Here is an 11,517-nt window from a genome sequence, read left to right on the forward strand (position 1 = left end):
CCGTTCCTTGCAAATCCCGCTTCATCCACTCTGGAGTTTGACCTCCTGTTAAGCGATTGACGCCATCAATACTGGCAATACCAATGATCTGAGTCAAATCGACAGCTCCGATGGCAGTCTCTGAAACCATACTTCCAGCTGAACCAATAAAACCTTCCGCAAACAGGAGGGTATCTTTCATCCCTTGACGGTAAAATCATCTAGCGCTTTATAGGATATCGAAGATAAAGTGTAAGATCTAACTTTTATTTCATCTCTATGAAGCTAAATATAAGATTTCAACTTATTAAATAGCTCATTATAAAAAGTTTTTTCAATAAATAACTCAAGGAATTTATCACTCATAAATAGAACTCCTTCATTAAACTTTCTAATACTCTTAGCCTCTATAAAAACTTACTCAAAACCAATTACTGTCCACTCATCAATATAATTCCAAAAATTTAAACCTCTTTCAGGCAAATCCATTTTAGACCATAAATAAGCTCCGTTTTCTAATTTAGAATCTATATCCAATACGATATAGTCTCCCATACCATTACTAAAAAATGTAAATAATGCTTCAAGATTAAAATCTATTTGCTTGATATATTCCCATTCATACAAGGATACTGGCTCTATATTTTTGACGGGATCCAATCCCATACTTTTACTTCTATAATCATAAAAACCATTATGAATATTTGTGTAAAAGTTTACTATTGAGCTGTCCAATGACACAAATAAATCTCCGAATTTTTTCCTTAATTCATCGACTGAGACTGGGTTCTTACCTTCATACAGAAGTACATCTTTATTATCATAGGATGAAATTGTGTATAGTATAGAGTATTCACCATTGTAGAAAATCAAATCAAGCCGAAGCAAGTATTCATCTAGATAGGAAATTGTATTAGACAACTCTGCTGATACAAATTTCTTCCATTCTGTAAGAAGTATGCTTTTTCTTTCTTTAAAGTCATCAGAAAGAAAGATTTTTTTCCAAAATTGCGAAATATCTGCCGATAAGATTTTAGAGGTTTCTTCTATAATCTCCACTTCAGAATTTGATAGTGTATACTGGCCCAAAATATTTGATAAATTATTCATAATTACTAACCTCTATTATTTAATCAAAAGAATCAATTAAATTTTGCAAAACAACTTCCAATTCTCTTTCCTTGGCTATCATAGCACTTTTAAAATCTGCAGAAATAGGTATATTTTCTTTTACATATCTAGTCCACTCGCTGTAACTCTTCGAACCTTTAGATGTGTTTGCTGTTTTGCTCAATCCGATAAAATTCTCTTCATAATTTAGAACATCGAGTTTTTGTTTTAGCGTCAATTTTTTGAAGCCTTCCATTTTTGTAATCCTATCCATTGAAACAATATGGTCGGCTTCTAATCTTTCTCCAATTTCTATAATCTTACCAGGAATAGCTGGATCGGGCATCGGTAACTGGATGTCTTTATTCACATTATTTCTAATATTTCTGGATGGTGTCATTTTCCTCAATTTTGCGTATTCTTCATCAGAAATTTTCCGTTCACCATATCTAGCTTTGCCTTTAGATTTTGCTCCTTCTAAGACACTATCTCTAAGCTTACTTGTAGTCCTACCAGAACCACCTACTCCTCGTACTGCATCATCCGCATGTTTACTTGAGAAGTGCATCACATCACGTAGAGTCTTACTCTCAACGCTGAAGGCAGGCATGGTTCCCATACCTCCCGCAAAGGCAACTGCCTCTTTACGGATACCGACTGGGATTCGGGTATCCAATAATTTCTCCCCGAATTGCCCAATGACATTATTGCTCTTAGACAGGATATTGTCAACCTTTGAACTCCATTTTTCGACATTTGCGAGAATTCTTGCTTTGGTACTGTTCTTGGCTAACTGAATCATCTCAGCTGCCTTAGCTCCTAACTTGGTCCCCTTAGCTATCTTACCTACAGCTGCTGGACCGACAAAAAGACTGGCAATCTCAAAGGTCAAGCCCCCTGCATCATAGGCATCCATATGGGTGACCTTATCCCAGAGGGCTTCCTCCGTGTTCAAATACGGCTCATAGTATCGGACAGAATCTTTAATACGTTTAGAAAAATAATAAGTATCTATTCTTTAATTTCCAGATTCATCGTCCTCATCGTCTAAAATTATTTTATCTGAACTGACTAACTCCTCTTTGGTAATTTCTCCCATTTTAAATCTGCGTCTTTCGTTTAGATCAAAAATTATTTCATGCAAATCTGCAAAGTAAGAAGAAAAGTTAGCCATCGAAGACAATAACTCGTAATAGAATTGACTGTATTGCTCATCAGCTATACTTTGATCAATTATTTCTTCCTTGAATGCTGAAATACCTGACATAAGCTCTTGAAAGTCATCAGATAGATTATCATCTATCAATTCTTTAAAATCTTTTAATTTTATATTTTCTTCTAATGAGTATCCTAGCCTCGAATTGAATCGTTTACACACCTCAAAAAGTTTATAGATTTCTTCCTTCAATGTAATTTCCTTCCTTTAGCTTTTAATAACTTATCTGTGTTTAAAGTACCATCAAGATTAAGTACAGATTTCAAATTACCACGTTTATCAAAAACTTCAAAATGGTCCATATGTAAACCATCCAAATACAGGTAATCTCCTTTGCGCAAATTTCTATCAACCTTCTTCATCACTTCATAAACACTCTGCCCGTCATATTGTTTCTTAGTCTTTCTAAGGCTTCCCACAATCTTTTGTCCAAATTCTGTTTCAAAAAACTCCGACATATTATTAACACCTTGTGTGACTCGCTCCGCCCTACCAGAACCACCTACACCTCTTACAAAATCATCCGCATGTTTGCTTGAGAAGTGCATCAGATCACGCAGAGGTTTCGCCAACAAGATTCTGAAAATCCGTAATCGTCTTGGAAAACTCAGAACCTAGAAATTCTAAGCTATTCTTTAAACCAACAATCACGGGGTTATGAACATTATTTATTTCATATATATAACTTAATATTACTTAAAATAATATGATTGTAAAAATTACTTCAATTATTCAATCACAGTCAATTGATTTATGAACTCCTCAAAAGAGTTAGCTATAAAATAAGTATTTCCATCATCATCCGAACCCTCTAAGTTATAAGCATGATCATAATAGTACACCCCTTTATCTTCTCCTTTACAAACTAAAATAAAGAACCCCATCAGTACATCATCTCCAATAATAAGAGTATTTTCAGGTAAATCTTCTTTGTATTCTTGAGTCCATTCAAGAATGTTACAATTCTCGGTTTCTGTATCAATTCCATATAGAATATCTATGGCTATTACTTCTTGATTCAAAGGAAGTGTTATACCAAGCTCACCTTCTGCGCATATCCCATTATTCGATAGAATAAAATCCTTATAATCTAAAGGGAATGAGATATTTAAAGTATTTTCAACTCGAGTAATTTGCTCCTCATTTATTTTTTTAAAACCTTCTAAAATCATCTTATTTTCCTTTCTTTAGGGAAACTCCTCCGCGATGGGTAAACTCTGCGTGAATGCTCTTATTCACTTCTTGTAATGTCTTTAAGTCCTCATGATGGTGCCATGTGTTACTTCGTAGTTTTTTTCCAAGAGGAGCTGTCATATTTGCTTTCTTAAAATCAATAGCATAATTCTTGAATTCACCAATTTCCAATTCCTGCCTTACTAGACCAGCTTCTTTAAAATCAGGAAATCCATCAATATATTTTATTGTGATACCCTCAGAATTTGTATATACCCATGTTCCATCTTCAAGTATTTTAATTTTCCCTCCTTTATCCATCCATTTTTGTGGTGTCGGAGAGTTTTTAGGTTTAGTTTGTAATAATTCTTTTGTTATATTCCCTGCAGTAAGTTCGCCTTTAAAAGTCGCTGTGGCTTTCCCAGAACCACCTACACCTCTTACAAAATCATCCGCATGTTTGCTTGAGAAGTGCATCAGATCACGCAGTGTCTTACTCTCAACGCTGAAGGTAGGCATGGTTCCCTTACCTCCCGCAAAGGCAACTGCCTCTTTACGAATGCCAACTGGGATTCGGGTATCTAATAATTTCTCCCCAAATTTCCCAATGACATTATTGCTCTTCGCTAGGATATTGTCAACCTTTGAACTCCATTTTTCAACATTTGCGAGAACTCTTGCTTTGGTACTGTTCTTGGCTAACTGAATCATCTCAGCTGCCTTAGCTCCGAGCTTGGTCCCCTTAGCCATCTTACCTACAGCTGCTGGACCGACAAAAAGACTGGCAATCTCAAAGGTCAAGCCTCCTGCATCATAGGCATCCATATGGGTAACTTTATCCCAGAGGGCTTTTCCTGTCTCCTGAGCACGATAAGCTGCCTTATCCGCATAGCTGGCATTAGGATCCTGGCCACGCTGAGCCGCTCCTGGATCCGTCAGAGCAGTGTAAGTTCCTACTCCTAACTCCGCAAGGCTAGACAGGTTATCTACCGTTCCTTGCAAATCCCGCTTCATCCACTCTGGAGTTTGACCTCCTGTTAAGCGATTGACGCCATCAATACTGGCAATACCAATGATCTGAGTCAAATCTACAGCTCCGATGGCAGTCTCTGAAACCATACTTCCAGCTGAACCAATAAAACCTTCCGCAAACAGGAGGGTATCTTTCAAGTCCTGTGGAATAGGCAGATTTCGTGTGCCCTCAACGACCTATTCACTAATTTTCTACCATACTTAAAAACTCACTAAATGAGTTTGCCAAAAAATAAGCATTCACATCATCAGTAGATGATTCAAATTCATATGTATCATCATAGTAATAAATTCCCCTATTTTCTTCATTACTAAGCCAGAACACTATGAAGCCATGTTGAATAGTGTCCCCAATAATGATTGAATTTGGGAATAAATCATCCCGATACTCACTAGTCCACTGTTCGATATCTGCATTTTTCATATTCGTTTCAACACCGAACATTACATCAATATTAATTTCTTCACTAATTTGAGAAATTCTTACTAAATTTTTATATTTATAAGCTGTATTTCTACCACCATTTTTTTGTAATAAAAATCTTTTATAATCTTCTGGTAAAACTACTTCAAATTTATTTTCTAATATTGAAATTGCTTCTTCATTGGCAGATCCAAACCTATCAAGCTTCATTGTCATTTTTATTTATTTCCTTTCATAATTGATATACCACCTCGATGAGTAAATTGCCTATGCATAGCCCTGTCAACCGCTTGCAACGTTTTTCCATCTTGGTGATGATGCCAAGTATTACCAATACCTGCATCTCCTGCCTTGGAAAAGTCTTTCGACCTTCCCTCAAAGCCGCCCTCTATCACAAACTCTTTTTTAACTTGTGGTGGAATACCATTTTTAAAATCAGGAAATCCATCAACATATTTTATTGTGATACCTTCAGAATTTGTATATGCCCATGTTCCATCTTCAAGTATTTCAATTTCCCCTCCTTTATCCATCCATTTTTGTGGTGTCGGAGAGTTTTTAGGTTTAGTTTGTAATAATTCTTTTGTTATATTCTCTGCAGTAAGTTCACCTTTAAAAGTCGCTGTGGCTTTCCCAGAACCACCTACTCCTCTCACAACATCATCCGCATGTTTGCTAGTGAAGTGCATCAGATCACGCAGTGTCTTACTCTCAACGCTGAAGGTAGGCATGGTTCCCATACCTCCCGCAAAGGCAACTGCCTCTTTACGAATGCCAACTGGGATTCGGGTATCTAATAATTTCTCCCCAAATTTCCCAATGACATTATTGCTCTTCGCTAGGATATTGTCAACCTTTGATCCCCATTTTTCAACATTTGCGAGAACTCTTGCTTTGGTACTGTTCTTGGCTAACTGAATCATCTCAGCTGCCTTAGCTTAAGCAGGACTCCTTCATGATAATACTAGTATATATAACTAATCTAAAATTTCAGATATTTTTACCTCTTTTTCCTCATTTAAATCATAGAAACCAACATGAACCCCCTCCTCGTATAGCCACGCTAAATTCGTCCCATACTTCGCTTCAAAAATTTCTTCCATCACGGGTGCAATAGAAAACATGGTTTTTGCTGATACAATTTCAAAATTCTGGGGATTATTTACGTATTCCTCATCATCGGAACTAGAATAAATAGTCCATCCATTTAATTGTAACAGTCGAGATTTTTCTCTGTAAGTATACGCAATAGGTAATCCATTTTTTACATTCCTTGATAGAACAAATCCTCCATAATTATCACTTACTTTCATTTTCATACTTCTCCAAAATATTTAAAAAATCATTTCTCCAAGATAACTCTTTAGCGTAGTCTAACGCAGATTTACCCGCATCATTTTTTAGAGTATAATCTGCATTATGTTTTAGCAATAATTCATAAATAGGATATGCATCTTGCGTTGTTAATTTTAAAACAGTTAAAGAATAAATTAATGCTACTGATCCATATTTATCAATTGCATTAATATTTATACCCGCTTCAATTAAACTAGCTATTACATTTACTGCGTAATCTACATTAGGTCTCCAATTTGCTTTAAATTGAAAAAAATTATGTAGTGCTGTTCTACCATCTCTATCCTGATAGTTTATATCTATACCTCTATCGAGCAAGAAGTTAATTATCTTAATTCGGTCATCAATTTTATCACTATTAGTGAGGACAACCGATAAAAGATTCAATTGTTCCTTATTTACCTGATTTATACTACCGCTATATAAATCTTTCAGTAATTTAAAATCGCCTACCTGTGCAGCTTCAAATATTGCTTTTGATTCCATATCACCCATCTCCTTACTCATACTTTTAAATTATTGTTTTATCTATAATCTACACTTGTAATGAAATTTAAATAATCTGAGGATTCTACAGAACCATCATAAGCATAATTATAGAGTAGTACAACTGCATTACCTTTATTTATATTCAGACTCTCTAATGCGTTCAATTCACACAATAACTGTTCCTCATAGGAAGCAGTTCGCAAAATAATAGATATATCGTTTGTTTCATTTGATAAAACTGCTTTTTCAATTAAATCTTCATCTATATCATTAATGTCTATCTTAAAATCATTGAAAAAATCAGAAACAACGATCTCTCCCTCATCATCATAAGTTAGATCAATATAATTTTCTAACTCAGTTAAATTTTTGAAATTACCTATCCAAATAGATACCGTATTGTCTGTTTCCATTTTATTAAATCCTTTCTATCCTGAATATGGAGAATGAGGAACGTTTGATTATCTACCCATCTTATTGGGACAAACAGCGTCAATTTCTCCATATCTGAAAGAAATTTCGACCTATTCTCTTCTTTTCGTTTCGATAAAAAATGTTGTAAACTATCTTTTATGTTTATTCTTTTTCAATTCCTTATCTAAATCTTGAAGTAAGTAAATGAGCTCACTTTGATAATGCGTGGTCTCATCTGCAAACATTCTAACTAAACTTTTTAGATTTATGTTTTTTGTTACTTCTCCATTTTCTATAATTTCATTTGCTAATTGATAAATACTTTGAATTGAGCCTGTAAAACTTTTTTGTTTTGGGTACTCTTCTTCAATAATAAAAACAATTTTTTCAGAAATTCGCTTTAAACTACTTGTCATATCTCTTTTCTCCCTCAATTATTGATAATCCATCAATTAGGAACTATTCTAAAATCCGAAATCCATTCTAATGGCCAGTCTTGCGGTAATAATATTTGGTCAGCACCACCTTTTAGAACAGTCCCTGATGAAGATATCGTTTGCGGCGCAACTTTTCCAATACTTAATGTTTCTCCCTTATAGCAAAATGTCTTGAAATCCTATTTCTGATATTTGTTCATTAATATATTTTATTCCAACACCGTTCTCAATATCCCATTCACAATCACAAATGAAGCCTGCTTCGCGTGTATTATCATCAAAATTCATCGGAATCATAATTTGTTTTACTGTCAAAAATTTAAAGATTTCACTCGGATTATCTTTAGCATTTAATAACTTCTGACCAAAATTAGAATCTGAATCCAGTCTATCAATTACCTCATCAATTATTGAATTATAATATCCAACAATACCATTCTCGGCTTGGGTAACACAGTTCTGAATATCACTGAAAAAAAATTCAAAAGCTTTGATTTGATTTTCATCGAATACCGCATCTTCATCTGCATCAATATTTATTTCAACAGAAAATTCCTTTTTAAAAATATTTAATTTAATACTCTTAGTCCAACCATTATTAAATGTCAATTCCCCAAAAACAGGATGTACTATCTTCATTTCACACCTCTTTTTCTACTGCAATAATTCCAACAACTTTTTAACTTCTGAAACACCGCCTAAATGCCCAAATTTACTATTTATGATACTCGGAACTAGTTGCATACTCGTCATGTCATTAAGTTCGTGCCACGTTAGTTTATTTTCTTTTCTAAACTTAACAATTTCTCGACGAGTTTTCCCCAATTCTCTAGCAAGGAGCTCATCAGCTTGTCTAAAGTTAGCATTTCTGTCAATACCCATATCTATAATTTTCACTTAACCTTTAGAGACAGGTGAAAAATCTGGTATCGCATTTTCATACTCTATACCTTCTAGATTTACATCATCTAAAATTTTTCTAACCTCATCTTTGTTTGAAACAAATGTAGACTCTCCTCTTTCACCTGTCCAGATGATTATTCTGGAAATAAGCCCGTGCCATGCTATCCACTTTCTGGTGATAACGGTTTGCCGCCTTCTTGAAATGAGGATTACGATAGATAGCTAGCGCTTCAGGATTACGATAAGGGCTGGCCATAGTAACCGTCCCACTCACCTTTGTTAAGCCCTTATTTTGATTGTTTAAAATCGCATCTAACTCACTTGTGACCTGCTTCCCATTGTTCGTAAACAGATTACTTCTGGATCGACCAGAATAGTTCCTTTTGAAACAGCCAATTCTTTAGGAGTATCTTCATCATACAACGTGACAGTTGTATCTTTAAAAATCATCTCTCCAAAAACGGAACTATCTGGAATCAATTTCCCTTCAACTTTTGTCAGACCGATATTTGAAAGATACTCATCAATAGGTAGAGGCATCGGAGTCTGTAACGCCTCTGGATAGTATCTTCTCACTATTCCTTCCGCAACTTGTTTCATCTCTTTATTAGTAGCATCATACTCTGTGATATTCCCTACGCAGAAATGATGAAGTCCATTATTCAATTGGTAAGAAACCGTTACATCTAGCCATATTTCAGCATTATCTACTTCATATCCATATTTAGAGTGTCCTTTTATTTCTAATATCGCTACTACAAGCAAATAAGATTCTATCATATCACCAACCATATTTCGTGTTAAAACACTCTTGACGCTAAAATCATCTAGCGCTTTATAGGATATCGAAGATAAAGTGTAGGATCTAACTTTTATTTCATCTCTATGAAGGTAGATGTAAGATTTCAATTTATTAAATAGCTCATTATAAAAAGTTTTTTTAATAAATAACTCAAGGAATTTATCCCCCATAAATAGGACTCCTGCATTATATTTTGTGCATTACTCTTAACATATACTCAAAAGCATGATTCCGTAACCAAATACTAGCTATTTGCAGTATCATCTTCAGAATATAGCATTCCTAAAAAGTCTTCAAATGTATCCGTGATAAAAGTTGTGAATGGATTAAGTTCATAAGAAGATTCATGATGCCATATGCACACACTAGGATTCTCCCTTCTCTGACTATAATCTAAGCAAACAAAGTCTCCGCCAAATAAAGCCGCTACAGGTAGTAATTCTACTCCTAAAATATCTTCAGAATACAGTAAGCGTTCATCTAATTGCGTTAGAATTACATCTATATCATACATACCCAAAGTATGATTTTGAGTATCATGTAAAATACATAAAAAACGTTCTATTATACGTTCCTGATCTTGAGGTAACTTTCCGCTAAAGATATTCTTCTTAGGAATCAACCCACTATATTGTTTAAAAAATTCCTTAGCAGATGCTGGGAGTGAAACCCTCCATATCTTTTCTTCTTCATTCAGTAACTGTTCGTCAGGTAATGGTGTTATTATCGTATTTTTATATTCCATTATTAAACATTAAATCCTTCCTATTTATCTTATAGCGTCGGCCCAATGACCTAAAGCATGATTCCGTAATCAAATACTAGCTATTTGCAATATCATCTTCAGAATATAGCATTCCTAAAAAGTCTTCAAATGTTTCTGAAACAAACTCTACACTAGGATGCCATTCGTATGAATCCTCACGCTTCCAATAACATACCTTGGGGTTCTGGGTCCCTTCTCTATAGTCTAAACATATAAAATCACCACCGAACAGTGTTGCTACTGGTAATAGTTCTACACCAACAGAATCTGGATCCACACTTAAAATTTCTAGTATTGGACTCCATATAACATCAATATCGTACATTCCTAGGGAATTCTCTTCAAAATCATCTAAAATACAAAGGAATCTTTCTATAACATACTCTTTATCATCACTGATTTTAAAAAGATTCTTTTTAGGAATTATCCCATTATATCTGATTATGAATTCCTTAAAGGAACTCGGTAACTCAATGCACCATTCTTCCTCCTTTTCCTTAACCAATTCAATACTAGGCAAAGGGAGGATTACCGTTCTAATATCTTCCACTTTCTAATTTTTTCCTTTCTTTTTATATTTAGAATGAATACCACATTCAATATATATTAGCAGCGCTATACAAGAATTACATACACCTCATTAAAAATCAATATCAGAATCATCTTGGTGCATATGCCCAAAGACCCGCTGATCGGCCACCATTATGCAATGTTATATTATGTATGCCATAGGGAACTAGCTCCATTTTTCCTGGTACTTCTGTGTGATGCCAAGTCATCCCTTCTCTAAATCCACCGATCTTTTCATTTAACCACTTAAATTGATCTCTATCAGTCTTTAACCAAAGTTCTTTGGGGAGCTGAACAGTTTCTTGCACTAGATTTGCTCCCTCAAAATCTGCAAATCCATACCTCATTCCTTCAGCCGGTGTTACTTTTACTTTAGGTATATAACCTTCCTGTATAGCAAGATTTTTAATTAATTGCTTTTGTCCTTTAGTAATTTTATTGCTATTAACAAAATTTTTAGACCAGGTCCATTTTTCATTATTATTTACTAATTCAGCATACTCTTTAGCATAGTCTGATAAGACATCATCAAAGGATAATTCTCCTTTTCCAAATGCTTCAAATCTCTTATTTTTAGCAATGCCTTCAAAGAAGTCCTTTTCTTTAGCCACATACTCTTTAAAGTTTGATGATTCTCTCGCTAGTCGGCTCTCTTTAAGATTCTGAAGTAATCGCTCTTTATCAAAGGGCTTCTCTGCCACTCTCACCACATCATCCGCATGTTTGCTTGAGAAGTGCATCACATCACGTAGAGTCTTACTCTCAACGCTGAAGGCAGGCATGGTTCCCATACCTCCCGCAAAGGCAACTGCCTTTTTACGAATGCCGACTGGGATTCGGGTGTCT

20 protein-coding genes are annotated in these 11,517 nt (G+C 34.8%); all 20 read right to left on the bottom strand.

Going from position 1 to position 11,517, the window contains the following annotated elements:
• On the bottom strand, window positions 1-181 hold a 181-nt coding region (locus O3616_RS09680; protein ID WP_371638750.1), incomplete at its 3' end, for a hypothetical protein.
• A gap of 215 nt (window positions 182-396) precedes the next feature.
• A complete protein-coding gene (locus tag O3616_RS09685) occupies window positions 397-1,089 on the bottom strand; it encodes a hypothetical protein (protein ID WP_371638751.1) in 693 nt (230 codons plus the stop codon).
• 19 nt (window positions 1,090-1,108) lie between these two features.
• On the bottom strand, window positions 1,109-2,044 hold the full coding sequence (locus O3616_RS09690; RefSeq protein ID WP_371638752.1) for an HNH endonuclease: 936 nt from the start codon (window positions 2,042-2,044) through the stop codon (window positions 1,109-1,111).
• Window positions 2,045-2,107: 63 nt separating this feature from the next.
• On the bottom strand, window positions 2,108-2,497 hold the full coding sequence (locus O3616_RS09695; RefSeq protein WP_371638753.1) for a hypothetical protein: 390 nt from the start codon (window positions 2,495-2,497) through the stop codon (window positions 2,108-2,110).
• A complete protein-coding gene (locus tag O3616_RS09700; protein WP_371638754.1) occupies window positions 2,494-2,880 on the bottom strand; it encodes a hemagglutinin in 387 nt (128 codons plus the stop codon). The genes O3616_RS09695 and O3616_RS09700 overlap by 4 nt, the downstream gene beginning before the upstream one ends.
• 153 nt (window positions 2,881-3,033) lie before the next feature.
• Window positions 3,034-3,477, bottom strand: coding sequence for an SMI1/KNR4 family protein (locus tag O3616_RS09705; protein WP_371638755.1), 444 nt, complete (start codon window positions 3,475-3,477; stop codon window positions 3,034-3,036).
• 1 nt (window position 3,478) lies between these two features.
• Complete coding sequence (locus tag O3616_RS09710; protein ID WP_371638756.1) at window positions 3,479-4,597, bottom strand: HNH endonuclease; 1,119 nt, start codon at window positions 4,595-4,597, stop codon at window positions 3,479-3,481.
• Window positions 4,598-4,694: 97 nt separating this feature from the next.
• Window positions 4,695-5,150, bottom strand: a complete 456-nt coding sequence (locus O3616_RS09715; RefSeq protein ID WP_371638758.1) for an SMI1/KNR4 family protein — start codon at window positions 5,148-5,150, stop codon at window positions 4,695-4,697.
• A gap of 2 nt (window positions 5,151-5,152) precedes the next feature.
• Window positions 5,153-5,857 carry an HNH endonuclease gene (locus O3616_RS09720; protein ID WP_371638759.1) on the bottom strand — a complete coding sequence of 235 codons (705 nt, stop codon included), beginning with the start codon at window positions 5,855-5,857 and terminating at the stop codon, window positions 5,153-5,155.
• A 54-nt stretch (window positions 5,858-5,911) separates the two neighbouring features.
• Window positions 5,912-6,247: a DUF2185 domain-containing protein gene (locus O3616_RS09725; protein ID WP_000868444.1), complete on the bottom strand. Its 336-nt coding sequence runs from the start codon at window positions 6,245-6,247 to the stop codon at window positions 5,912-5,914.
• The gene (locus O3616_RS09730) at window positions 6,234-6,776 is read right to left on the bottom strand and encodes an ankyrin repeat domain-containing protein (RefSeq protein WP_371638760.1); all 543 of its coding nucleotides are present in this window, start codon (window positions 6,774-6,776) and stop codon (window positions 6,234-6,236) included. The genes O3616_RS09725 and O3616_RS09730 overlap by 14 nt, the downstream gene beginning before the upstream one ends.
• Window positions 6,777-6,814: 38 nt before the next feature.
• Window positions 6,815-7,192, bottom strand: coding sequence for an immunity 22 family protein (locus O3616_RS09735; protein ID WP_371638761.1), 378 nt, complete (start codon window positions 7,190-7,192; stop codon window positions 6,815-6,817).
• 150 nt (window positions 7,193-7,342) lie between these two features.
• Window positions 7,343-7,609 carry a hypothetical protein gene (locus tag O3616_RS09740; RefSeq protein ID WP_004262711.1) on the bottom strand — a complete coding sequence of 89 codons (267 nt, stop codon included), beginning with the start codon at window positions 7,607-7,609 and terminating at the stop codon, window positions 7,343-7,345.
• A gap of 177 nt (window positions 7,610-7,786) precedes the next feature.
• Window positions 7,787-8,269, bottom strand: coding sequence for a hypothetical protein (locus O3616_RS09745; RefSeq protein ID WP_070842158.1), 483 nt, complete (start codon window positions 8,267-8,269; stop codon window positions 7,787-7,789).
• Window positions 8,270-8,284: 15 nt separating this feature from the next.
• Window positions 8,285-8,527, bottom strand: coding sequence for an HNH endonuclease (locus O3616_RS09750; protein WP_142350479.1), 243 nt, complete (start codon window positions 8,525-8,527; stop codon window positions 8,285-8,287).
• Window positions 8,528-8,651: 124 nt separating this feature from the next.
• Complete coding sequence (locus O3616_RS09755; RefSeq protein ID WP_180364263.1) at window positions 8,652-8,807, bottom strand: hypothetical protein; 156 nt, start codon at window positions 8,805-8,807, stop codon at window positions 8,652-8,654.
• A gap of 38 nt (window positions 8,808-8,845) precedes the next feature.
• Window positions 8,846-9,505 carry a hypothetical protein gene (locus O3616_RS09760; RefSeq protein WP_371638762.1) on the bottom strand — a complete coding sequence of 220 codons (660 nt, stop codon included), beginning with the start codon at window positions 9,503-9,505 and terminating at the stop codon, window positions 8,846-8,848.
• 74 nt (window positions 9,506-9,579) lie between these two features.
• Complete coding sequence (locus O3616_RS09765; protein ID WP_070842156.1) at window positions 9,580-10,080, bottom strand: SMI1/KNR4 family protein; 501 nt, start codon at window positions 10,078-10,080, stop codon at window positions 9,580-9,582.
• Window positions 10,081-10,156: 76 nt separating this feature from the next.
• Window positions 10,157-10,651 carry an SMI1/KNR4 family protein gene (locus tag O3616_RS09770; RefSeq protein WP_371638763.1) on the bottom strand — a complete coding sequence of 165 codons (495 nt, stop codon included), beginning with the start codon at window positions 10,649-10,651 and terminating at the stop codon, window positions 10,157-10,159.
• Between the two features lie 109 nt (window positions 10,652-10,760).
• The coding region (locus tag O3616_RS09775; protein ID WP_371638764.1) for an HNH endonuclease at window positions 10,761-11,517 on the bottom strand (757 nt) is incomplete at its 5' end.

The sequence above is a fragment of the Streptococcus sp. 27098_8_86 genome (assembly GCF_041432595.1).
GTDB lineage: Bacteria > Bacillota > Bacilli > Lactobacillales > Streptococcaceae > Streptococcus > Streptococcus pneumoniae_F.